Origin of the sequence: Actinoplanes sp. NPDC048796 (genome assembly GCF_040650035.1) — a bacterium.
In the GTDB taxonomy this organism is placed as follows: domain Bacteria; phylum Actinomycetota; class Actinomycetes; order Mycobacteriales; family Micromonosporaceae; genus Actinoplanes.
This window is the reverse complement of the sequence record NZ_JBEZGO010000024.1, coordinates 51,129-74,195: the sequence shown is the minus strand read 5'-3', so window position 1 is coordinate 74,195 and position 23,067 is coordinate 51,129. Positions and strand designations below refer to the sequence as shown.

At 71.3% G+C, this 23,067-nt stretch carries 23 protein-coding genes; 14 read left to right on the top strand and 9 right to left on the bottom strand.

The window, feature by feature from the left end; translation table 11 throughout:
• Positions 1-66 precede the first annotated feature (66 nt).
• The 3 genes from AB0C26_RS44355 to AB0C26_RS44345 all read right to left on the bottom strand — a co-directional run bounded on the left by AB0C26_RS44355 (position 67) and on the right by AB0C26_RS44345 (position 2,231).
• A complete protein-coding gene (locus tag AB0C26_RS44355) occupies positions 67-909 on the bottom strand; it encodes a YhjD/YihY/BrkB family envelope integrity protein (RefSeq protein ID WP_360260819.1) in 843 nt (280 codons plus the stop codon).
• Positions 910-1,009: 100 nt separating this feature from the next.
• Positions 1,010-1,744 (bottom strand): GAF and ANTAR domain-containing protein, encoded by a 735-nt coding sequence (locus AB0C26_RS44350; RefSeq protein ID WP_360260816.1) that lies wholly within the window; start codon positions 1,742-1,744, stop codon positions 1,010-1,012.
• Between the two features lie 313 nt (positions 1,745-2,057).
• Positions 2,058-2,231, bottom strand: coding sequence for a CsbD family protein (locus tag AB0C26_RS44345; protein ID WP_360260813.1), 174 nt, complete (start codon positions 2,229-2,231; stop codon positions 2,058-2,060).
• A gap of 863 nt (positions 2,232-3,094) precedes the next feature.
• Between AB0C26_RS44345 and AB0C26_RS44340 the strand changes: the two genes are divergently transcribed.
• On the top strand, positions 3,095-3,685 hold the full coding sequence (locus AB0C26_RS44340; RefSeq protein ID WP_360260811.1) for an AI-2E family transporter: 591 nt from the start codon (positions 3,095-3,097) through the stop codon (positions 3,683-3,685).
• A 328-nt stretch (positions 3,686-4,013) separates the two neighbouring features.
• Positions 4,014-5,036 carry an acyl-CoA desaturase gene (locus AB0C26_RS44335; RefSeq protein WP_360260808.1) on the top strand — a complete coding sequence of 341 codons (1,023 nt, stop codon included), beginning with the start codon at positions 4,014-4,016 and terminating at the stop codon, positions 5,034-5,036.
• Positions 5,037-5,165: 129 nt separating this feature from the next.
• Here the strand turns inward: AB0C26_RS44335 and AB0C26_RS44330 are convergent, their stop codons facing one another.
• Positions 5,166-5,891: a GAF and ANTAR domain-containing protein gene (locus tag AB0C26_RS44330; protein WP_360260806.1), complete on the bottom strand. Its 726-nt coding sequence runs from the start codon at positions 5,889-5,891 to the stop codon at positions 5,166-5,168.
• A 41-nt stretch (positions 5,892-5,932) separates the two neighbouring features.
• Complete coding sequence (locus AB0C26_RS44325) at positions 5,933-6,661, bottom strand: GAF and ANTAR domain-containing protein (protein WP_360260803.1); 729 nt, start codon at positions 6,659-6,661, stop codon at positions 5,933-5,935.
• Between the two features lie 333 nt (positions 6,662-6,994).
• On the opposite strand from AB0C26_RS44325, the gene AB0C26_RS44320 reads away from it, so the two are divergent.
• From AB0C26_RS44320 to AB0C26_RS44300, 5 genes are all read left to right on the top strand, one after another.
• Positions 6,995-7,702 (top strand): hypothetical protein, encoded by a 708-nt coding sequence (locus AB0C26_RS44320; RefSeq protein WP_360260800.1) that lies wholly within the window; start codon positions 6,995-6,997, stop codon positions 7,700-7,702.
• A gap of 56 nt (positions 7,703-7,758) precedes the next feature.
• On the top strand, positions 7,759-9,408 hold the full coding sequence (locus AB0C26_RS44315) for a Na+/H+ antiporter (protein WP_360260797.1): 1,650 nt from the start codon (positions 7,759-7,761) through the stop codon (positions 9,406-9,408).
• A gap of 92 nt (positions 9,409-9,500) precedes the next feature.
• Positions 9,501-10,718, top strand: a complete 1,218-nt coding sequence (locus tag AB0C26_RS44310; protein WP_360260794.1) for a SpoIIE family protein phosphatase — start codon at positions 9,501-9,503, stop codon at positions 10,716-10,718.
• 307 nt (positions 10,719-11,025) lie between these two features.
• Positions 11,026-11,463, top strand: a complete 438-nt coding sequence (locus tag AB0C26_RS44305; RefSeq protein WP_360260791.1) for a DUF5994 family protein — start codon at positions 11,026-11,028, stop codon at positions 11,461-11,463.
• A 75-nt stretch (positions 11,464-11,538) separates the two neighbouring features.
• Entirely contained in the window at positions 11,539-11,778 is a 240-nt protein-coding gene (locus AB0C26_RS44300; protein WP_360260893.1) for a hypothetical protein, read from the top strand.
• Between the two features lie 24 nt (positions 11,779-11,802).
• Here AB0C26_RS44300 and AB0C26_RS44295 read toward each other — a convergent pair whose 3' ends face one another.
• Complete coding sequence (locus AB0C26_RS44295; protein WP_360260788.1) at positions 11,803-12,027, bottom strand: hypothetical protein; 225 nt, start codon at positions 12,025-12,027, stop codon at positions 11,803-11,805.
• Between the two features lie 210 nt (positions 12,028-12,237).
• Here AB0C26_RS44295 and AB0C26_RS44290 point away from each other — a divergent pair, with 210 nt between their 5' ends.
• The 4 genes from AB0C26_RS44290 to AB0C26_RS44275 all read left to right on the top strand — a co-directional run bounded on the left by AB0C26_RS44290 (position 12,238) and on the right by AB0C26_RS44275 (position 15,561).
• Positions 12,238-13,011, top strand: coding sequence for a GAF domain-containing protein (locus tag AB0C26_RS44290; protein ID WP_360260785.1), 774 nt, complete (start codon positions 12,238-12,240; stop codon positions 13,009-13,011).
• Positions 13,008-13,523: a hypothetical protein gene (locus AB0C26_RS44285; protein ID WP_360260782.1), complete on the top strand. Its 516-nt coding sequence runs from the start codon at positions 13,008-13,010 to the stop codon at positions 13,521-13,523. Before AB0C26_RS44290 ends, AB0C26_RS44285 begins: the two co-directional genes overlap by 4 nt.
• Positions 13,524-13,670: 147 nt before the next feature.
• On the top strand, positions 13,671-14,489 hold the full coding sequence (locus AB0C26_RS44280; protein WP_360260779.1) for an ATP-binding protein: 819 nt from the start codon (positions 13,671-13,673) through the stop codon (positions 14,487-14,489).
• Positions 14,490-14,739: 250 nt separating this feature from the next.
• A complete protein-coding gene (locus AB0C26_RS44275; RefSeq protein WP_360260776.1) occupies positions 14,740-15,561 on the top strand; it encodes an ATP-binding protein in 822 nt (273 codons plus the stop codon).
• 5 nt (positions 15,562-15,566) lie between these two features.
• Here the strand turns inward: AB0C26_RS44275 and AB0C26_RS44270 are convergent, their stop codons facing one another.
• Entirely contained in the window at positions 15,567-16,589 is a 1,023-nt protein-coding gene (locus tag AB0C26_RS44270) for an acyl-CoA desaturase (protein WP_360260773.1), read from the bottom strand.
• A gap of 98 nt (positions 16,590-16,687) precedes the next feature.
• On the opposite strand from AB0C26_RS44270, the gene AB0C26_RS44265 reads away from it, so the two are divergent.
• Both AB0C26_RS44265 and AB0C26_RS44260 read left to right on the top strand, forming a co-directional pair.
• Complete coding sequence (locus AB0C26_RS44265; protein ID WP_360260770.1) at positions 16,688-17,953, top strand: sensor domain-containing protein; 1,266 nt, start codon at positions 16,688-16,690, stop codon at positions 17,951-17,953.
• Entirely contained in the window at positions 17,926-18,561 is a 636-nt protein-coding gene (locus tag AB0C26_RS44260) for a response regulator transcription factor (protein WP_360260767.1), read from the top strand. Before AB0C26_RS44265 ends, AB0C26_RS44260 begins: the two co-directional genes overlap by 28 nt.
• A 331-nt stretch (positions 18,562-18,892) precedes the next feature.
• Here the strand turns inward: AB0C26_RS44260 and AB0C26_RS44255 are convergent, their stop codons facing one another.
• Both AB0C26_RS44255 and AB0C26_RS44250 read right to left on the bottom strand, forming a co-directional pair.
• On the bottom strand, positions 18,893-19,270 hold the full coding sequence (locus AB0C26_RS44255) for an alpha/beta hydrolase (RefSeq protein ID WP_360260764.1): 378 nt from the start codon (positions 19,268-19,270) through the stop codon (positions 18,893-18,895).
• A gap of 17 nt (positions 19,271-19,287) precedes the next feature.
• On the bottom strand, positions 19,288-19,995 hold the full coding sequence (locus AB0C26_RS44250) for an alpha/beta hydrolase (RefSeq protein ID WP_360260761.1): 708 nt from the start codon (positions 19,993-19,995) through the stop codon (positions 19,288-19,290).
• A 248-nt stretch (positions 19,996-20,243) separates the two neighbouring features.
• Between AB0C26_RS44250 and AB0C26_RS44245 the strand changes: the two genes are divergently transcribed.
• Positions 20,244-22,997, top strand: a complete 2,754-nt coding sequence (locus AB0C26_RS44245; protein WP_360260758.1) for a BTAD domain-containing putative transcriptional regulator — start codon at positions 20,244-20,246, stop codon at positions 22,995-22,997.
• Positions 22,998-23,067 lie beyond the last annotated feature (70 nt).

Here is a 23,067-nt window from a genome sequence, read left to right as displayed (position 1 = left end):
CGTAAGGCCCCGGCCGTACGGACCGGCCGGGACATCGCCGATGCCGTGAGCGGTGCCGTCGGCACCTCAGGGCCGGCGACGAGCGTCGTCGTCGCTCCCGGCCGGATCGGACAAGGAGCCGGCGGTGCTGGTCGCGGTGAGCGCCGCAGCGAACAACACCATCTGATTGATGGCGTTGAGAAAAACGAGAAGCCCGACCGACCCCGCGACGAGCTGATAGGCCGGGTTGGCCTCGGTGTGCTGCACGTAGAGCCGGCCGAGCGTCTTGAGCAGCTCCAGGCCGAGCGCCATCAGCAGCGCGGGGCCCAGCAGGCGGCGCCACGGTATCCGAACGCGGGGGAGCCCGGTCAGCGCGCCGGCGGCCAGGACGGCGTCCACCCCGACGGCCACCGCGAGGCCGACCGCGCTGAGCAGCCAGTGGGACAGCGCGGCGCCGGTGTTCGTGGCGTCGACGACCCGGTTCGCGGTCACCGTGGTCAGGTAGGCCACCGCCAGGGACACGGCCAGCAGCAACCCGAGGCCGGCGAGCACGAGAAGGTCGACGAGAACCCGGACGGCGATGGTGCCCGGATATTCGGGCAGTTCCCAGATCCGCCGGATCGACGACCGCAGCGCGTCGACCCAGAACCACCCGGTGACGGGCAGGCCGATGAAGGCGATGACGCCGATGGTGGCCCGGGCGTGGCGCAGCGCCTGCACGTCGAGCTGGGGCAGGTCCTCGGCCACGGCCCGCTCCACCGAACGCAGCACCGCCGGGTCGTCCAGGACGAAGCCGAAGACGGCGACACCGAGCAGCCCGAGCGCGAACGTGGCGAAGAACGCGTAATAGGTGACGGCCGCCGCCAGGCGGCCGCCGTCGGCCTGGTCGTACCGGATCCCGGCCCGGACGAGATGGTCCAGCCACCCCACCCGGCGACGGAGTCGTCGCCAGGCCCCGAGAACGCGACCCCTGGTCATCGGCCCGCCCGATCCGGTGCCGGAGGGTGGAGACGAGAGCAAGGGCGGATCATCAGGGCGACGAGGTCAGGTCCGGAATGTGGGCCGGGTCGGTGACGATGGAGGCGGCCAGGTCGGCGATGCGGGTGTTCCGGCGCCGGGAGTAACCGCGGATCAAGCGGAACGCCTCGACGGCATCGACGTCGAAAGCGTGCATGATCACGCCTTTGGCCTGTTCGATGATGACCCTGCTGTCGAGGGCGTGCTGGAGCTGCTCGGTCAGGGTCTGCTCCCGCAGCAGGGCGCGCTGGTGCAGCAGGCCGATCGCGGCGACGTCGGCCAGTGCCTGCACGACCGGCACGCCGGCGGCGTCGAAGCCGGCGCCCGCCGCCGTGCCGAAGACGTTCAGCGCTCCGATCACCTCGTGGCGTACCCGCAGCGGAAAGGCGTGCACCGTCCGGAATCCCGCCGCCACGGCCCGTGGGGCGAACAGCGGCCAGCGGCCGCTCGCCGCGGACAGGTGGGTCTCGGCCACCGGGCGGCCGCTGCGGAACGCCTCCAGGCACGGTCCTTCGCGGCTCTGCAGCTGGAACAGCTCGAGCCACTTGGCGTTGTCTTGCGAGGCGGCCATGAACTGCAGCTCGTGGTGGTCGTCGGCGAGCAGCATCCCGGCCGCGGTGGCGCCGATCAGGCCGGCCGCGTGGACCGTGACCATGTGCAGGAAGTCGCGCAGGTCGAAATCGTCGGTGAGGGTGTCGGCCGCTTCGACGAAGATCCTCGACAGTTGCCCGCTGGACAGAGCAGTCATGACGGCCGCCGTCCGGCACCGCGACCGGTGAGGCCGGTTCGAATCGGGTCGGTGGCTGGCGACATGACGCTCCCGGGTGACGTGCGAAGGACACGTGACGCCGGGGCCTGGGGCGACTGAACGACCGAGGCGCAACGTCTCGGGCGTTCACGGTGACTATACCTGTGCCGGGACCGATATGATTCCGCCGCCTGACCGGCACGATCATCGGTCGGCTCCCTGGCGCCGTGGCACGCCTCAGCCGAGGGCGGCCCCATGCGGAGGGGCCGGCATCCGCCTTCGCGGATGCCGGCCCCGTCCGGCCGATGCGCGCCTACTTCTTGAAGGCGTCCTTGATCTTTTCGCCGGCCTGCTTGACCTTCGAGGACTTTTCGTCGGCCTTGCCCTCGGCCTTCAGACCCTGATCGTCGGTGGCTTCGCCGATGCCCTGCTTGGCCTTGCCTTCGGCTTCCTGAGCCTTGTTATCGATCTTGTCGTCGAGTCCCATGACGATCCTCTCCCGCGCTCGCACACCGGCCTCGCCGGTTGACACGGCCTGGCTGCGGCAGCGGTTGCGTCCTGTTGATGCCCCCGGCCGTCGATCCGAAACACCTGGCCGGCGAGCATTCCCTGGGGCGGCGCTCCGGCCACGATCACCGTGTCGCCGCGGGAAGCCGTTTGCCCAGGACCGGCCCGGCTATCGACCAGGCACAGTGCTTGATGCCGCGGCCGCCCCTCGCCGGTCGCCCGCGGCGGCCGTCCGGACCCCTGCGGCCCTTCTCGCCAGCGACACCCGCTGCCCACGCCTTCAGGCGCATTCCCGTCCGGACGCCCCGGATCCGCCCGCTGTTTCGGCGACGATCCGATGCGCTTGTCATGAAGGAGCCGACAATGCCCTTGATGTGGGCCGACACCACTCGTCAACGCGCACGCGCACGACTGGCGGCTGCCCGGGGCGGGCCCGTGATCCCCCCGTTCACCGCCGCTCCGGAACTCGGCGGGGCCGGGTCCCGGGTGATGGTCGTCGAACACACCGCAACCGTCGACGACGGTCTTCCGCGCGGCGTCCGTACGGCCGGGGGCCTGGGCGTGGCGGATCATCCTGCTGGTCGGGGCGGTCTATCTGGTGATCCGGGTCGTCGGTCTTCTGCGGGTGGTCGTGATTCCGGTAGTGGTCGCGTTGCTGCTGGCGGCGATGTTCCAGCCGGCCGCCGCCGGGTTGCGCAAGCGGGGGATGAACCGGTCGCTCGCGGCGGGGCTCGTTCTGCTCGCCTCGCTGCTCGTGGTGTTCGGCGGTCTCGCCCTGATCGTGCGGACCTTCATCGCCCAACTCGACGATCTGAGTGCTCCTGGCACACCCTGGTCGCCTACGTGCGCGCCACCGTGCTGGTCGCCTTGGTCGACGCCGTCGGCATCGGCATCGGCCTGGCCGTGCTGGGCGTCCCGCTCGCGCTGCCCCTCGCCGCCCTGGTGTTCCTCGGTGGCTTCATCCCGGTGATCGGCGCCACGCTGACCGGTGTCGTGGCCATCCTCGTCGCGCTGGTCACCGTCGGACCGGTCAAGGCGCTCATCGTTCTCGGCGTCGTGATCGCCGTCCAGCAGCTGGAGGGTCACGTTCTCCAGCCGGTGATCATGGGACGGGCCGTGGCGCTGCATCCGCTGGCCGTCATCCTCTCCATCGCCACCGGCGTCCTCGTCGCCGGCGTCGTCGGTGGTCTGGTCGCCGTCCCGCTTCTCGCGGTGCTCAACACCGCGGTTCGCTATCTGGCCGGGCATCCGGACGGGGAGCCCACCGCGGGCCGGGAACCACCGGGCACCGAATCGGCCGAGGGGCCGGAGATCCTGACCGGCCACAACGGCGACCGGCCGCCGGCCGGCAGCGAGGCCACGCCGGCCGGCGACGCCGCCCCGGCGGAAGCCGGCCGTCAACCGGTGCCCGGGGGCAGCGCCGGTGCCGGCTGAGGCCGGTGCTCCCGCAGTGGTCCGCGACGACAGGAAGACCATGGCGTGCCGCTGGCCGGCCGTACGGTCAGCGTGGGTTATCTGGCCGAGCAGCCCCGGCCGATGCTGACTGTGCCCTGGGCCGGCGGAGGCACGTTCATCCTCCGGGTGGCGCGACCCGGTGCCGCATCGCTGAGCGGTTCGCTGCCCGCCTCCGGGGTATAAACTGAGCACCGTAAATCCGCTTCGGCGGTGAAACGGCGGCCGTCCAGACTCCGCGGCCTTCACCCAGCCACGCCTGTCCCCGCGTGATCCCGTACGAGGCAGGCAAGTTTCTAGGAGTCGCGCCATGAGCGCATCTGTCACCGCACGCAGCCGGGTTGCCGGCAGTGATTTCGCCGCGCTGAACCGCCTGATCGTCAACGCCGGCCTGCTTGACCGACGGCCCGCCTATTACGCCGTACGGGCGAGCGCCGTGACCGTCTCGATGGCCGGCGCGTGGGCCGTCTTCTTCCTGACCGGGCCGTCCTGGTGGACCGTGGCCGTGGCGGCGGTCCTCGGCGTGGTGTTCGCGCAAGCCGCCCTGCTGGCTCACGACGTGGCCCACCGGCAGGTCTTCCGCACGAGGAAGCCCAGCGACACCGCGGGCCGGATCGTGGCCAACGTCGCCGTCGGAATGAGCTACGGCTGGTGGGTGGACAAGCACACCCGCCACCACAACAACCCGAACCATGACGACCTCGATCCGGACGTGCAGCCCGAACTGCTGATCTGGGCCACCGAGGCGGCCTGGGGGCGGCGGGGGATCAAGGGCTTCGTCAACCGGCACCAGGCCGGGCTGTTCTTCCCGCTCCTGACACTGCTCAGCATCGACCTGCGCATCTCGAGCATCAAGGCTCTGCGGCGGCCCGGCATGAGGCGCCGTGGCTTGGAGGCGAGCCTCATGGCCCTGCATCTGGCCGGCTACGGGGCGGCGTTGCTGCTGGTGCTCTCCCCGCTGCAGGCGCTGGTGTTCTTTCTCGTGCACCACGCGGTGTTCGGGGTGTATCTGGGGATGACCTTCGCACCCAACCACAAGGGCATGCCGCATCCCACCGGTGACGAGGACTACCTGCGTAAGCAGGTGCTGACCTCCCGCAACGTCAAGGGCGGACGGCTGGTCGACATCGCCCTCGGCGGGCTCAACTATCAGATCGAGCATCACCTGTTCCCGGCGATGCCCACGCCGAATCTTCCCAGGGCGCAACCCATCGTCCGGGCGTACTGCGAGCAGGCCGGCGTCTCCTACGAAGAGACCGGCCTGATCATGTCGTACCGCCAGGCCCTGCGCCATCTGCACGCCGTCGGAGCGCCGCTGCGGAAGTCGCGCTGACGTCCGTTCCCGGCGTACAGGGCAGTGCCGAAGGCCTTGCTCAGAAGTGGGCCGGGTCCTGTGGGCCGCCGCCAGAGGGGGCACCGGCCGGCCCGCAGGACCCGCCCGAACCGTTCGTCCGGTGAGCGCTCACCGGCCGTCCAGGTCGGGCAGGCCGGGCAGACCGGCGACGATGGTCCCGGCCACCTCGCTGAGGCGGCGGTTGTGCCGGCGGGCGAAGTCACGGATCAGGGCGAACGCGTCGTCCGGGCTCACGGAGCGGGCCTGGGCGACGATGCCTTTGGCCTGTTCGATGACGACGCGACTGTTCAGAGCGCCCTGCAACTGGCCGGTGAGCACCTCGCCACGGCGGATGGCGCGTTCCTGCAGGATCCCGATCACGGCGACGTCGGCCAGAGCCTGCACGATGTTCTCGTCCGCCCCGTCCAGCTCGGTGGCGCTGCCGAACACGCCCATTGCGCCGATCACCTCCTTGCGAAGGCGCAGCGGGAAGGCGTGCACCGACTCGAAGCCGGCCTGGACGGCACGCGGCGCGAACCGGGGCCACTTCGCCGCCGCCCCGGCGAGGTTCACATTGGTCACCGGGCGGGCCGTGTGGAAAGCGTCGAGGCATGGGCCGTCGCCGTACTGCAGCTGGAACAACTCCATGAGGCGGGCGCTCTCGTCGGAGGCCGCCATGAAGGTGAGCCGGCCGCGATGGTCGGCCAGCATCAGCCCGACCTCACCGGTGTCGAACAGGGCGGCAACGTGCTGAGTGAGCATCTGCAGGAACTCGACCACGTCGAAATCGTCGACGAGCGTATCGGCGACGTCGACGAAGACTGTCGCCAGCCGCTCAGCGGAAACGGTACTCACCGCGGTCTACCGCCCTTCTCCGGATCTGGTACTGACGGCAGTCACGACGGGCCGCTGTTGAAGGAAACCCTACGCGCCACCACGTCGCGGGCCACGTCGCCCAGGGCCCGGTCCTCGGCATACGCGTAAGCCCGCAGCCGGGCCAGCGCATCCGCCAGGGAGATACCCAGCTGGACCGCCACCATTCCCTGAGCCTGGAACAGCTCCGCCCGCTGCCCCACCACCTCGTCGTCCAGCCCGTCGGCGGCCGCACCGGGCGCGGCCCGGGCCTGACCGTCGAGCAGCGTGGTCACCGCCACGTCGGCGAAGGTCAGCGCGTCCCGGAACTCGTCGGCGGTCAGAGGCCCGGGCTCGTCGCGGAAGACGTCGAACGCGCCCAGCCGGGCCGCGCCGATCTGCAACGGGAACGCGAACACCGCCCGGATGCCTTTGCCGTGCAGCGCGGTCGCGTAGCCCGGCCATCGCCACATCGCCGCGGCCGAGAGATCGGGGACGAGCACGGGCCGGCGGGTGGCGAACGCGTCCAGGCACGGGCCTTCACCCAACGTGAACTGCAACTCCTCGACCGGCTCATAGGCCGGCTCGGACACCGCGGCGACGCCCCGCATCCGGTCTCCGACCACCACGCTGAGCCCGGCGCCGGAGGCGGACAGGGCGCGTCCGGCGGCGCTGCACAACCGGCGTAGGTTCCCCGCGACGCCGTGGTGGTCGCCGGGCCTCGACGGCTCGTCCGCGATCAGGCGAGCCACCCGGAGGGCGCGCTCATCCACGGGAGCCACGATACGGTTCGCTACGACGTGGGTGGCTTGTCATGGCTGCACCTTTCCCTGACTCGGGGAACCGCCGAGGGCCAGGGCAGGCATGTCCGATAGTCCAACCGTAGGCGTCACATTACGCCGGGAACTCCTGCCGTGTCGTCGCGCGGGTCGCCTCACCGGCTCGATGGAGCCGGCCGGGGACGTTTGTGATGGATCGTCTTGGGCACCCGGAGGTCTCGGAGGCGCCTGAGATCGAGCTGGGGCGTCGGCTTGGCGTCAGCTTGTGACTCCGCACAGGTGATCCTGCGGAGGAGGCGTACGGTGGCGAATCTCGGCGAAGTCCCATTGACCTGGTCTCACACCGTCCGGGGCGGGCTGGCGACCCTGGTGGTGGAGGGGACGCTGACCACGGCGTCGAGCGAGATGCTGCAGGGGGGCACCATCGGAATGCCCCACCGGAATGCGGGTGGGCTGCTGGTCGATCTGTCCGGCTTGGCGGTGGCCGACGATGATGCGGTCCTGGTATTCGCGGGGCTGGTGGCACGGGCCCTGTCTCATCCGGAGGTGCTGGTGGTGGTGTGCGCTCCTGCCGTCGAGGTGATGCGGCTTCTGTGCGCCAACGGCCTGGACCCGAGGCTGGTGTTCGACAGCGTGGCAGCGGGACGGGCGGCTCTGCTGGCCGACGCGCCGGCGATGACCGAGGATCTGCTTCCGGTCACCAGGGCCGCCCGCCAGGCCCGCGGCGTGGTCACCGAGGCGTGCCTACGGTGGGACGAGCCCGACCTGGTCGGGCCGGCGGCCCTGGTGGCCAGTGAGCTCGTGACCAACGCGGCGATGCATGCCCACACGATGATGACGATGCAGGTCCGGCTGCGTCCCTGCCATGTACGCATTGCTGTCTTCGACGGGTCCGGCCGGCCGGCGGTGGCCCGGCCTCCCGGTGACAGCGGACGCGGCCTGCACCTGGTGGACGCGGTCTCGGCCGCCTGGGGCTCGACGGCGCTGCCCACGGGCAAGGTGGTCTGGGCCGCGCTGAGCCGCGGTACCCGTTGACTGCCGGGTCCGGCGTAGCCGCTTGAGGGCCGAGGGCAGTCGGCAAGGATGAGCCGGTGGATGCCGAGTCGGTTCTGGTCTTTGCTCTTGCCGCTGTCGTCGTGGTCGCCGTGGTGCGATGGGTGGCGAGCCGTACGGGGCTGCCGGCCGCCGCGTTGCTGCCGATCATCGGCATCGGGTACGCCCTGTTGCCCGGCCCCAACGTCGCCCTCGATCCACACCTCATTCTGACCTTCGTCCTGCCGCCGCTGCTGTACAGCGCCGCCCTGGACTCGTCGATGCTGGCGATCCGCCGCAACCTGCGGACGGTGGTGAGCCTGTCGGTGGTTCTGGTCCTTCTCACCGCCCTGCTGATCGGCCTGGGCTTCGCCTGGTTCGTCACCGGAGCGACGCTGGCCGCCGGGATCGCCGTGGGCGCGGCGGTCGCGCCGCCGGATCCGGTGGCGGCGCTGGCGGTCGGGCGCCGGGTCGGGTTGCCGCCCCGGATCATCACGCTGATCCAGGGTGAGGGCCTGCTCAACGATGCCACCGCTCTCACCATCCTCAGCGTCGCGGTGGCCGCGGCGACCGGTGACGGGTTCTCCGCGCCGGCCGCGTTCGCGCAGTTCCTGCTCGTCGCCGCGGGCGGAGCCGCCGTGGGGGTGGTGGTCGCCTTCGCCGTGCGCCTGCTGTCGCGTCCCCTCAGCGGGGATCCGATGCTGGCGAACGCGGTCTCGCTGGCCACACCGTTCGGCGCGTACCTTCTCGGCGAGCGGATCCATGTCTCCGGCGTGCTGGCGGTGGTCGTCGCCGGGCTGATCGTCGGGCACCACACGCCACGATCCGCCTCGGGCGCGGGCCGGCTGCAGACGAGCGCGGTCTGGCGGCTGATCGACTTCCTGCTCGAGGGCCTGGTGTTCCTGCTGATCGGTCAACAGCTGCCGGAGATCCTGCATGGGCTCTCGGCGTACGACACCGGCACCGTCGTCGTCGCGGTGTCGATCACGGTAGGCGTCGTCCTGCTGCTGAGGCCGCTGTGGCTGGCGCTGACCCTGGTATGGCCCGGCGCGCTGCGCGCCCGCCGGAGCGGGGCCGGCATGGCCGAGGGGCGGCCGGCACGGTGGACCGGGCGGGATGTCGTCGTCCTCTCCTGGGCCGGAACGCGCGGCGTGATCAGCCTCGCTGCGATCTTCACGCTGCCGCTGGTCACGGAGACCGGGTCCCCGTTCCCGGCTCGGAACCTGCTGGTCTTCTGCGCATTCGTCGTCGTGCTCGTCACCCTGGTCGGTCAGGGCCTCACGTTCGCGCCGATCGTCCGCCGGCTCGGGATGCGCGCCGACGCCAACGATCAGGCCCGCCTGCGCAACGAGGCCCGGTCGGCGTCGGCCGAGGCCGCCCTCGCCGCGCTCGACGACCTGGAGGAGCAGGAGCACGACGACATCAGCGCCCCGGTGATCGAGACGATGCGCCAGCAGCTCCGAGCACGGCTGAGCCGTTATCGTGACCGGATCGTGCTGCTCCGCGAGAATGACGATTCGACTGCTCCGCCGGTCTCGCCGCGGTACGAGGCGGCGTTGCACGTCCGGCGGGTGGCCCTCGACGCCCAGCGGGACGAGTTCCTGCGCTGGCGTGATGCCGGGTGGTTGCCCGACGAGAGCCTGCGCGTCCTGGAACGCGAGCTGGATCATGAGGAGCGGTTGCTTCCGGACCGGCCGACCCGCCGGTGAACCACGGTGCCGCCGGTCGACCTGCGGCCCGGTCAGTGCGACGATCACACAATGACGCGACACCAACCGCCCATTGCTCGCGTCGGAGGATCATGAGCGAGCCCGCCCGGCGGCGCCCTGACAACCGGCCGGTGGAGGAGGTCATGTTCCCGGCGCTGCTGGAGGACGACATCGACGACCTTTACGACAACGCGCCGTGCGGGTTCCTCTCCACTCTGCTGGACGGGACGATCGCCAAGGTCAACGTCACCCTGCTCGACTGGCTCGGTCGATCCCGCGAAGAGCTGGTCGGCCACTGTCGTTTCGTCGATCTGCTGGCGACCGGCAGCCGCCTCTACCACGAGACGCACTTCGCGCCGTTGCTGCGGATGCAGGGCCAGATCGGTGGGGTCGCGCTGGAACTGCGCACCGTCGAGGGGGCGTCGTTGCCGGTTCTGGTCACTTCCGCCGTCAAGACCGGCGGTGATGGTGAGCCCGTGCTGATCCGGACGACCGTCTTCGACGCCCGTGAACGGCGCGCCTACGAGACCGAACTGCTAAGGGCACGGCAGAGCGCCGATCAGGACCGGGAACGGCTGCGCCTGCTGGTGACCGGACTGCAGCGCAGCCTGCTGCCGGCCACGCTGGCCGTTCCGCCGGGCATGGCGACCGCTGCCCTCTACCACATGGCGTCGCCCGACGAGGTCGGCGGCGACTTCTACGACCTGTTCCCGCTGGGCGGTCACCGGTGGGGTTTCTTCCTCGGCGACGTGCGCGGCAAGGGCATCGGCGCCGCGGCGGTCACCGCCGCCGCCCGCTACACGCTGCGAGCCGCCGCCGTCTACGACCCGGAACCGGCCGCGGTGCTGGCGAATCTCAATGCCGTGCTCTATCAGGACTATCGCAACCGGGGACACCGGCACTGCACCGTCATCTTCGGCGTGCTGGAGAGGGAGGGGACGGGGTACACCGCTTCGATCGCCGCCGGCGGGCATCCACCCGCCCTCCTGATCCGGGCGAACGGCGCCACCGACTATCAGAGCACCGACGGCGGCACACTGATCGGCATTCTGGCCGAGCCGCGGGTCGCGGCCCGCACGATCCGGCTGGACCCGGGTGACACCCTCATCCTCTACAGCGACGGGCTGACCGAGGCGCGCACAGCGCCGCACGGCGAGCGCTTCGGCGATGACGCGCTGCGGGATTTCATCGAGAGCCGAGGTCCCACCGAGGCCGCCGCCGCCGTTCGCGCCCTCACCGGCCTGCTCGCCGGCTTCGATGAGGTCGACGACGACGTCGCTGTGATGGCATTCAGCGTGTCCCGCGAATGATCCGTCGCGTCGCTGCCGGGTGACCGCTCAGCGGACGGGGCCGGTGGCCGGTTCGGCGCGGACCGCGAACGGGTGGCGGAGCAGTCGCATCGCCTCGGCCCGGTGGTCGACGGCACTGAGGGAGATTGACTCAAAGAAGACGGCGAGGACGCCGGAGATGTCGTGCCGGCACCGCCACCCCCACTGTACGCGTGTTCGCCGGCACGGCGCGTAGAGTGGTGACCAACGGCCTCTCCACGATCACCGACGAGCGCATTCGGCGCCTACTTGCGGTGGTGCGGAGGCCGGCAATCGAGAGGTAGCCATCATGGCACCGACCACTCTTTCCGCGCCCAATGACGCCGTACGCCTGCAGTTGGACCCACATCCTTCCCGGACCACCGTCCTCGACGGGGCCTGGTGGCCTCGCTCGACGGATGTGGTGTCCGAACTTCCCCGTCTGATGGAAGCCCTGACCGGATTGCGTGGCGAGATCACGCACGTGCTGATCAACAGCGCCGAGTGGGACAGGCCCCACCCGCGGCGAGCCGACGCGGGCGGCCGGGCGGTGCGGCTCGGTTGGTTCACCTCCCAGCCGGCCGGGCTGATCACCGTCATGACCGACTTCGGGGACGACCGCTTCGACCTTCTCGTGGTGCCGCCGGACGCCACGCGGGCATCGGCCGACGTGGCCTTGGCCGCCGCCGCGGACGGCGCCGACACGCGGCGCTCGCCCGAATTGCTGACCGGCATCGAACATGGCTGACGGCCGGGCCGACGGATCGATGGTGTCCGCTGTGGACGGCAATGGTCGCGGGCCGGCGCGTACGGTGACGTGGTGATGGTCCAACGGCACTGGTGGAACGGCAGCAAGACGGCGCGCTTTCGTCGTGATGTCTACATTCGCAGCGACGGGCGCCAGTGGGACGTGATGGTGCAGATCGGCGGGCTGGCGGGACGTCACCGCGTGCAGGAGTGCCCGAGCGGCAGCTCGGCCATGATCGTCGCCGGTGCGTGGCGTGGGTCGGAGCCCGGCTGGCAGGAGCTCACGCCGGCCTCCGGCGTCGCGCGTTCCCGCTGAATACGAGGGGCCGGCGAGCTCTGCTCAGACGACGGCGCCGCGCGGCGCGACCTCGATCGCGGCGACGCCTCGTCCATAGAGCACGACGAGCCGTTCGCCGTGTCTCGTCCGCAATGCCCCGGCGTCCTGGGCCAGGGTCGCGATGATGTGATCCAGCAGCGCGTCCTGATCGGAGATCGCGGGATCGTCGTAGGTGAGGTCCATGCGATCGCCGCCGATGAGCCGTACGCGCAGCACTGTGGTTGCCATGTGGTGACGCTACCCGGGTCCGACCGGCGGCGGCGGGTTCGCCGGTCGGGCATCGTGGCATTCGCACGCACCGTTTCGCCGGTGTAGCCTTACGGCCGATGGACTCGTTCGGGTGACTTGGTCGTTCTCGACCAGCACGCCGACTATTGCCTCCGAGCCGGGACGGGTGCCGTGCACTCCCGCTTGATCGGAGGCTCTGATGAGCCTGCCATGCGTTTGCCCCCGGCCGAGACCGAAATCCCCGTGGCGGTGGCTGTCGTGACCGGCCGTTTCGCCCATGGTCTGCCGCCGGAGAGCCCGGGGGAGCTGGCGTCGGTTCTGCGGGCGGCCGGTGGCGTTGCCACGGTCTGCGCGCATTGCCGCGCCTCGCTCGACGCGATCTCCGGGGTGGGCCTGACCTTGTTCACCGGCTCGGCACGACGGTTCGTGCTGAGCGCCGACGGGCCGCTGATCGACCTGGTCGAGGACCTCCAGATCAGCCTCGACCAGGGACCCTGTCTCGATTCGGTGCGTTCCCGCACGCCGGTGCTGGTCGAGGACCTGGCCGGCGCCGAGGCGACCGTACGGTGGCCGGCCTTCTCGGCGCAGGCGCGGCAGGGTGGCGTCGCGGCGATGTTCGCCTTCCCGGTGTTCGTGGGCGGGACGCCGGTGGCGGTGCTGGACATGTGCCGGGCCAGTGCCGGCCCTCTGGCCCGTGACGACCAGGACCGCGCCACCACCTACGCCGCCGCGGTGGCGGTGCTGCTCGTCGAGGACGCCGGACCGGACGCCGGTGGCCCGGACCACGCCGGGGCGGCGGTGCCGGCCGCCTCGGCCCGCGTCCAGCGGGCCACCGGCATGGTGATGGGTCAGACCGGGGCCGGCGCGGCCGCCGCGCTGCACCGGTTGCGGGCGCACGCGTTCGCCCAGGACCGGCCGCTGCTCAGCGTCGCCGACGACGTCCTGGACGGCCGGCTGCGCATCGAATCCACCTCGAGCGAATGACCGGCCCGGCTGGGCTCGGCGAACGGCCGATGCCCGCGCAACGGGTCGGGGAGGTCTTCGTCGTGCTGGCGGACACGCTCGCCGAGGACTTCGAGGTGACCGGCGTCAGCGGCCGGCTGGCCGGCCACTGCCTGGAGCTGACCGACGCCGACGGAGCCGGGGTCATCGGCGCCGGCGCCGACGGCGACCCCGAACTGATCGCCTCCACCGACGTGACATCCCGTCCCGGACGCCGCCGTGCCGCCCCGGCCTCATTTCGACCGGTCCGCGCGGACCGCCGGCTACCAGGGGCGCACGCCGTCCCGATGCGTCACGGCGCCCAGGTGATCGGGGTGCTCAACCTGTTCCGCCGCGACCACGGGCCGCTGTCGCCGCGCGGCAGACAGATGGCCCGGGCGATGGCCGACGGCACTGCCACCGTTCGCGGGACCGGCCGTAGGCCGCCGGGCGGCGCAGCCGCGCTTCGTGCCGAAAGCCGACCTGGTGGCGATCGTCCATCACCGGCCGGTTGAGGTAGGTTGGGACGAAGCGAGGCATTCCTTCTCGCCGGCTGCTCCAGTCCTCGGCAGTGCACCCATGCTGACAGCGTGTCGGGAGCAGCCGTGCCTGAAGACAACCATCCGGTTCCGCCGGATTCCGTGAAAGTCGATCGTGGCCGGTTGGCTTCGGTCATCACGGGAGACGGCGCCCGCGCCGCTCCGTTGACGAAGCCCTATCTGCTCACCACCCTGACCGATCGTCGTGGGGTGGCGGTGGCCGTCACCGGCGATGCCACCACCGCGGTGGTCGAGATGGCCGTGCACGGCGAATGGTCTACGCGCTTCGGCGACCAGATCGCGACCTGCCTGCGGCTCTGTCTGGCCGGCCCATCAGTCACCGCCATCATCGACCTGCATGATCTCGAGGATCCGCTGGGATTGAGCATGCCGTTCTGGATGGCGGCGTGGCGCCGGGCCCGATTCGACACCTCGCCGGTCGACCTCGTGCTCTGCGTGCCCGGCGCGAGCGCGCTGGGCCGGCGGCTGCGTGCCGCCGAGGGACCGCAACTGTTCGCCGTCCCGGCGCAGGCCCGTCCGGCCGTCGCCGCGCAGGTGTCGCAAGCCGACCGGCTCCAGGCCCGGCTGGCGTCGCGACCGCATTGCATACGCGCCGCCCGGGACCTGGCGCGGCAGGCCTGCAACGCGTGGAACCTGCACCATCTGGTGCAGGACACCGCGCTGACAATGTCCGAGTTGGCCACCAACGCGGTCGAGCACGCTCGCACGGACTTCGTCGTCACGGTGTCCCGCCAGGCCCGCCGGTTACACGTGGCGGTTCAGGACGGCGCCCCGCAGTTCCCGCGTCTGCGCCGGCCGGATCCGCCCGGGCCGGCAGCGTCGCCGGGCGGCCGTGGCTTGGTGATGGTGGACCGGATCGCCGCCGCCTGGGGAGCCATGCCGACCCGGGGTGGCAAGGTCGTGTGGGCCACGCTGGAGTGAGCGCGGTCGCCGGCGCGGATCTGTCGGAAACACGGGCGGCCTCTACACTTTCGGGGAGGGTCGGACGCCGGACACCTGCGCTAGCGTTGGTGTGCCGGGAGGTCTTTCCCGGCCGGCTGCCCCAGTCCCCGGTGGCGCACCAAGTGCGACTGTGAAGCCAGGGAGTAGCTGTGGTGATCCTCGACCCTTCTCCGAGAACGTCGTTCCCGAAACGGCCGGGTGGCCCCGCCGTCCGAGTCGCTGCCGCACGGTGACAGTCACGCAGGGCGGAGAACAGAAGCCGCCGATCGAGCCGCCCTATCTGCTCACCCCGGCCGCCGAAGGCCGCCGCCCAGGCGTGGCCGTGGCCTGTGACGCCGGCATGACGATGGTCGAGATGGCGGTGCACGGCCGATGGACGCCCGATCTGGCCGACCAGGTCGCCGCCGCGCTGCGCATGTGCCTGGCGGGTCCGGTGACCACCATCATCGTCGGACTGCACGATCTGACCGATCCCGACGGTGCGAGCCTGTCGTTCTGGCTGTCCTGGTGGCGGGCGGCCCGGTTCGAGCCCGTGCCGGTGCCGGTGCTGTTCAGCATCGCCGAAGCCACCGCGCTGGGCCGGCGTCTCCGGTTCCGGCAAGGACCGCAACCCCGCGTCCACGCCACCGTGCCCGAGGCCCGCGCCGCCGCCGCGCGGAGGGCCCGGGCCGACAGCCGGCAGGTCTGGCTGACGCCCCGGCCCTCCTCGGTCAAGGACGCACGCTCGCTGGTCACGCGGGCCTGCCACGACTGGAACCGGTCCAAGTTGCTGCCGGACATGTCGCTGATCGCCTCCGAGCTGGCCGCCAACGCGGTGGAACACGCCCGCACCGACTTCGTCGTCACCACGTGGTGCCACGACGCGCGACTTTATGTGGTGGTCCACGACTGCGTCAGCGAGTTCCCGGTTGCGAACGACCTGACGGTCGCCGGCCGGTCGGCCCCGCTCGCCGAACGGGGACGGGGCCTGCAATTGGTGCACGCGACGGCTGCCGCCTGGGGCGCGGTGCCGGCACCGGACGGCAAGGTGGTGTGGGCCGCCGTGACGTGACTGTGTCAGCGGGCGGCTCGCAGTGGTGCTCCGACCTCGTGCAGGTGCCGCAGGGCCTGCCGATACGACTCGATCAGGCCGGTCTGCTCGTAGGGCACCCCGATCTCGGCGCAGTACCGCTGGACGATCGGCTGCACTTTGCGCAGGTTGGCGCTGGGCATGGCCGGGAACAGGTGGTGTTCGATCTGGTAGTTGAGGCCGCCCAGGGCGACGTCGACGAACCAGCCGCCGCGCACGTTTCGGGACGTCAGCACCTGCTTGCGCAAGTAGTCCTCGTCACCGGTGGGATGCGGCATCCCCTTGTGGTTGGGCGCGAAGGTCATGCCCAGATAGACACCGAACAAAGCCTGGTGCACCAGCAGGAACGCCAGCGCCTGCAGCGGCGACAGGACGAGGACCAACGCCGTGAAGTAGGCGGCGGCGTGGACCAGGAGCAGCCCGACCTCCAAGCCCGGCCGCTTGACCGCGCCGGCCCGTAGAGCCTTGATGCTGGAGATCTTCAGGTCGAGGCCGAGCAGTGTCAGCAGCGGGAAGAACAGGCCGGCCTGATGGCGGGTGACGAAGGCGGCCAGTCCGCGGCGGCCCACGGCTGATTTCGTGGCCCAGATGAGGACCTCGGGCGCCACGTCCGGGTCGAGGTCGTCGTGGTTCGGGTTGTTGTGGTGACGGGTGTGTTTGTCCATCCACCAGCCGTAGCTCATGCCGACGCCGAGGTTGCCGGCGATGCGGCCGGCGATCGCGCTGGGGCCCTTGGTGCGGAACACCTGCCGGTGGGCCAGATCGTGGGCGACCAGCGCCAGCTGGGCGAAGGCCACGGCCAGCACCGCCGCGACGGCGAGGGTCCACCAGGAGGAGCCGACGAGGAAGAAGGCGGTCCATCCGCCGGCGGCCAGCAGGCCGACGAGCGTGAGCCGCAAGGCGTAGTAGGCGGGCCGGCGCCGCATCAGGCCGAGCGCGTTGACCCGGCGGTTGAGCTCCGCGAAGTCGCTGCCGGTCGTCGAGGGGCGCCGGAGCGTGGTTGCCGTCATTGTCCCAGTGTGGTGGCGGCGGCTCGGAAGATCAGGAGTGGCAGACCCCAGCGCCGTGGGGGTGCTGGCACCCCTGCGGCGCGCGCGATGATGGTGTCATGGACTTCGCGGACCGTCTGCTGAGTGGCCTTCGCGCGACCGGGCACGGCGTCTTCGCGATCGGTCTCGGGTTGCTCAACGTGCCCGTGTTCGCCCTGTGGGTGTGCGGCCTGGTGCTCAGCCCGGTGCCGGTGCTCGGAACCGACCTGCTCCACGTGACCACCGTGGTCGTGCGGTGGCGGGCCGGCCTGGAACGGCGCCTCGGCGCGCTCGCGGGTGTGCCGATCACCCGCCCGTACCGGCCGCCACCGGACCGGGCCGAGCTCGGTACCCGCCGATGGCTGCGGTGGATCATCACCGACCCGGCCACCTGGCGTGACATGGCCTGGTTGCTCCCGGGGGCGGTGGTCGGGGTGACGCTCGGCGTCATCACGGTGCTGGTACCGGCGTACGGCCTGGCCGGGGTTGTCCTGCTGCCCTTGTGGCTGTTCCTGAGCGGGGTGTGGTTCGGCTACGGCCTGTTCTGGCCGACCGCGAACCTTGGTGAAGCTTGGCTCGCGCTCCCGCAGGGCCTGGTCCTCGCCGCCGCCGGGCTGGCTGTGGCCCCGCTGCTGCGCCGGACCGACCTCCTGTTCGCCCGGCTCTTGCTCGGGCCGACCTCGGCCGCCGAGTTGCGCCTGCGGGTCACGCACCTGACCACGACCAGGGCCGGCGCCATCGATGCGCAGGCCGCCGAGCTGCGCCGCATCGAGCGGGATCTGCATGACGGCGCCCAGGCGCGGATGGTCTCGGTGGGCATGACGATCGGGCTCGCCGAACGCCTGGTCCGGCGAGACCCGGCCGCGGCGCTCGAGCTCCTGGCCGAGGCGCGCGCGTCCAGTACGGCCGCGCTGGTCGATCTGCGTCATCTCGTCCGGGGCATCCACCCGCCGGTGCTCGCCGAGCGCGGGCTGGAGGGGGCCGTGCAGGCCCTCGCGCTGCATCTGCCGATACCGGTCGAGGTGACCTCGCACCTGCCGGGCCGGCTGGAGACGCCGATCGAGTCGGCGGTCTACTTCGCGGTGGCCGAGGCGCTGGCCAATCTCAGCCGGCACAGCCGGGCCGGCTCGGCCTGGGTGTGCCTTCGGCACGCCGAGGACCGGCTGGTCGTCGAGGTCGGCGACGACGGGATCGGCGGAGCCGACGCCACCCGCGGCACCGGCCTGGACGGCATCGAACGCCGGCTGGAAGCGTTCGACGGCACGATGATGATCTCGTCGCCGCCGGCCGGCCCGACCGTCATGACCTTGGAGGTGCCGTGCGCGTTGTCATCGCCGAAGATCTGACGCTGCTCCGGGACGGGCTCATCCGCCTGTTCAAGGCCTTCGAGTTCGAGGTGGTGGAGGCGGTCGACAACGGACCGGATCTGCTTCCCGCCCTGCTGCGCCATCGACCGGACGTGGCCGTCATCGACGTACGGCTTCCACCCACGCACACCGACGAAGGGCTGAAAGCGGCCATCGCCGCCCGCGCCGCCGTTCCCGGGCTCCCGGTGCTGGTGCTCTCCCAGCACGTCGAGCCGCTGTACGCCCGTGAGCTGCTCTCCGACAGCGGCCGGGGGATCGGTTACCTGCTCAAGGAGCGCGTCTCCGACGTCGAGGAGTTCATCCGGGCCGTCGAGCAGGTCGCCGCCGGGGGAACCGCCCTCGACCCGGAGGTCGTCACCCAGCTCCTGGCGCGCCGGGAACCGCTGGCCGGCCTGACCCGGCGCGAGCGCGAGGTCCTGAAGCACATCGCCGAGGGCCGGTCCAACGCGGCCATCGCGGCCCAGCTGTTCATCACCGAGAAGGTGGTCAGCAAGTACATCAACAACATCTTCAGCAAGCTGGGCATGCCACCGTCCGATGACGACAACCGGCGGGTCTTGGCGGTGCTCAGATATCTCGATGCCTGATCCGCGCCGCACTTCGGCGGTCGCCCCACCGCACCGTGACCCGAGGAGCCCTGTGGCCCGATCCCAGCCGACATCCACAACACGGAGTTCGCGGAGGCGTCCCTCAGCCCCCGGTGATCCGGATGGTCGCCGTCGGGCTGCTCAGGCCGAGCTGCCCGCGGCGACCGCCGCGCTCGATCGCGCCCGTCGCGCATGCGACCGTGCCGAGCGGGACGTCCGGCACGTCTGACAGCAGCTCGACGACGTACTCGGGACCGTCATGGTGTCGGCAAGGTGGCCAGCGCGAAGGGCCTGACCCGCCTCTCCGCGGCTCAGGCCCTTCCCATGCAGCCTATGCCGCGAGCACCGGGCAGAGGTGGGCCACGGCCTGGGCCACGGCGGCCTTGGCCTGGGGGGTGTCGTGCATGCTGTTGACCATCACGAAGTCGTGGATGATGCCGCCGTAGCGGACGGCGGTGACGGTTACCCCGGCGGCGCGTAGCTTGGCCGCGTATGCCTCGCCCTCGTCGCGCAGGACGTCGCATTCGCCGGTGATGATCAGGGCCGGGGCAGGCTGGTGAGGTCGTCGCTGGTGGCCCGCTGCACCGAGTCGACGACCTTGTGGCCCTGTTCGGGGCCGAGCTCGGCCAGGAAGGGCGGGGTGTCGGTCGCCTGGGCGAAGGCCAGAGCGGCCGGGTTCGAGCGCGTAGTTCTTCGGATTCGCGGTCATGACGAGCTCCTGGAAGGTCAGGCGGTGGCGCGGGCGGCGGTCTCGATGAGGTCGGCGACCTGCGCCGGGTTGTGGTGCATGACCAGGTGCGGGGCGTCGATCTCGACGACCTCGCGCAGGCCGGCCCGCTTGTAGCCGAAGCGCTCGACGTCGGGGTTGATGGTGTGGTCGGCGGACGAGACGATGCCCCACGCCGGCTTGGTCTTCCAGGCGGCGACCGAGGCCGGCTCGGAGAACGCCGCCGCGGACAGCGGGCGCTGGGAGACCGCGAGGACCTCGGCGACCTTCGGGTCGACGCCGGCGGCGAACACCCGCGGGAACGCGTCGATCTTCACCGAGACGTCGGTGCCGGGCTGTCCGCCGGCGACCGGGTACGGGGTGTAGACGAGGTTCGCGGTGAGCTCGGAGTCGGGGAACCCGCCCTGCAGCTGGCCGAGGCTCTCGCCCTCCTCGAGGGCGTAACCGGAGACGTAGACCAGCGCGGCGACGTTGGCGGCGACACCGGCAACGGTGATGACCGCACCACCGTAGGAGTGGCCGGCCAACACGACCGGGCCGTCGATGGCCTCGACGAACGCCTTCACCGAGGCGGCGTCCTCGGCCAGGCTGCGGTTGTAGACCGGCGGGACGAACACCTGATGCCCGCGGTCGAGCAGTTCGCGGGTGACCGGCGCCCACGAGGCCGAGTCAGCGAAAGCGCCGTGGACCAGAACGATGGAAGACATGGTGTTTCCTTTCGAGGAGTTGACGTGTCCATCGTCAGTGGGGCGTGAGACGCTGCCGTCGGTCGACTTACTTACGAACCGCCGGGTGGGCTGTGACGCCGATCGCGTACCTCTCGGCGAAAGGTGACGAACCGGCATCTCGCGCCATGGTGTGATGCATGTCCGCCAGTCGTACGTGCTGCCTGGCGGTTCCGGCGAGGCAAGGTTGGGCCATGACGGTGCGGCGATGAGATCACTCGGGGATCGTCGTGGGTGATCCGGCCGTGCGCGTCGTGGTCTTCGGCGGCCTGCGGGTCTGGCGCGACGGCGACGAGGTCGACCTCGGTTCGGTGCGTCGGCGCATGGTGCTGGCGACATTGCTGGCCGCCCGCGGCTCGGCGGTCGGGCTGGCCGAGCTGATCGACACGGTCTGGGGCGAGGAGCCGTCGCCCAGCGCGCCGAACCAGCTGCACCGGCTGATCGGGCAGATCCGGCGCCTCTTCGAGCCGGAGCTGCCCATCCGGGCGGCGGGCCGGTGGGTTCTGCCGGTGGGCGACGGCTACCGCCTGATCATGGACAGCCGTGCCTGCGACCTGATGACCTTTTTCGAGCTGACCGCCTCCGGCGGCGATGACCAGCGCCGGTTCGAGCGGCTGTTGCGGCTCGCGGTCGACCCGCCGTTCGCGGGCCTGCCGGAGGACCTGCTCGAGCGTCCTGCCTTCGTGGCGGTGCGCGCGGCCCGGGCCCAGATGGCGGTGGATGCGGCCGACCTGGCGATCGGCAACCCGCGGGCCCGGGATTATCTCCCCCTGTTGGAGCAGTACGCCGCGGGGAACCCGCTGCACGAGCCGCTGCAGGCGCGTTTGATCCGCCTGCTCACGGTGGTCGGCCGCCGGGCCGAGGCTCTCGTGCTGTTCGAGCAGGTGCGCCGGCGGCTCGCCGAGGAGCTGGGCGTCGACCCGGGCCCGGAGCTGCGGGCCGCGCACTTGGCGGCGCTGGCCGATCCGGCGAGCGCCGACCCGCACCGTCCGGCCCAGCTCCCGCCACGCCTGCCCGGTTTCACCGCACGCGAGGACCTGAGCCGGGCTCTCGACGACGGGGACAGCCCGATCGTGGCGCTGATCGGCATGGGCGGCACGGGCAAGACCTCCCTGGCCATCGACTGGGCACACCGGCTGGCGCCGGACTACCCGGATGGGCAGCTCTACCTCAACCTGCGCGGTTTCGACCCGGCCGGACGGCCGACACCGCCACTGGAAGCGCTGACCACGCTGCTGGAATCGGTCGGTGTCGACCCGGCCTCGGTCGGCGACAGCCTCGACGCCCGTTCGGCGCGGTTCCGTTCGGCCGTGGCCGACCGGAAAATGATCGTGCTGCTCGACAACGCGCGTGACTCCGAGCAGGTCCGCCCCCTGCTGCCCGGCTCGGCCGGCTGCCGGGTCATCGTGACCAGTCGCAACCAGTTGACCGGCCTGGTGGCGCGCGAGGCGGCCCGGCCGGTTCCGGTCGGCCGGCTCGGCGCCGCGGCATCGCGTCAGCTGCTCAACCGGCGGCTGGGCCCGTCCCGTCTCGCGGACGAGCCCGCGGCCACGGACGAGATCATCCGCCTGTGTGCCGGTCTGCCGCTCGCGCTGTCGGTAGCGGCGGCCCGCCTGGCCGTCAACGCCGCGGCGAAGCTGGCCGATGTGGCAGCGGAGCTGGACCGCCGCCGCCTCGACGCGCTGGCCACCGGCGAGCCGGCCGACGATCTGCGGTCCGCGCTGTCCTGGTCCTACGCCACGCTGACAGCTCCGGCGGCCCGCATGTTCCGGCATCTCGCCGTGCACAGCGGCGCCGACTTCGCCGCTGACTCGGCCGCCAGCGTCGCCGGGCTGGACGAGGCCGGCACCCGCCGTACGCTCGCCGAGCTCACGGTCACCAACATGCTGACCGAGCTGGGCGCAGGCCGGTACACCGTCCATGATCTGCTGCACGCGTACGCCGGCGAGCTGCTCACCGGCGACGAGCGCATGCGGGCCGAGCGGCGCCTGGTCGACCACTACACGCACAGCGCGCACAACGCCTACCTGACCACCCGCCGGCCACCGGCCGCCACGCTCGGCCCACCGCCGGCCGGGGTCGTTCCGGCGACGTTCACCTCCTTCGCCGAGGCTGCCGAATGGTACGTGCGGGAACGGGCCGCGCTGGCCGGCGCCATCGACCTCGCCCACGCACGAGGCTGGTGGCGCGAAGCGGCCCTGATGATCGTCGACCTGCGGCCGATCCGAGGGCAGATCCTCGAGCCGCTGTCGGCCTCGCGCGACCAGACACTGCGGGTGCTGGACGCCGCCGGCGCCGGGGCCGAGCCGGGCCTGCACGCCACGCTGCTCCGGGAGGCGTCCATTGCCGTCCGGGGGACGGATCCGGGGCGGGCATACCGCTTCCTCGAAGAAGCCCTGTCCATCGCCGAGCGTGCCGGCGATCTGGCGGGGCAGGCCCAGCTGCACCGCAGCCTCAGCGAGATCCCGTCGCTGCACGACGACGGGTCGCGACTGCGTCACGCGTACCGCGCGGTCGAACTGGGCCGAAGCTGCGGGGAGCCCATCGTGCTGATGTTCGCGCTGGTAGCCCTGGCACAGCGCCTCGACGAGGCGGGCGACATCGTGGCGGCCGAGGCCCCGTCCCGGGAAGCCTTCCAGCTCAGCCTGACCGTGGGCACCCGCGAGGATCAGGGCATGCTCGCCGCGCGGCTGGCCGACCTGACCTCGCAGCTCGGCGACTACGGCACCGCTGTCGAGATGGCCGAGGTCGCCCTGCAGCACACGCTGCCGCAGGACACGCTCATACATCTGCCCCTGCTCGCCCTACTCGCCGAGGCTCGTCTGCGATGCGGTGATCCCGTCGGCGCCCGGAGTGCCGTCGCCGCGTATCAGCAGCTCGTCGGAACGTCGGCCGACGCGTACGTCGAGTACGTCGGGCAGGCGGAGTTCGACCGCTACCAGGAGAAGGCGGACGCGGTGCTGGCCGAGCTCGAGGGCCGCTGACCGTCGCGTACACGTCGCATGCACTGATCGCGCACTGGCTCGTGGTTTCGTTCAACCCTCAACCATTGGG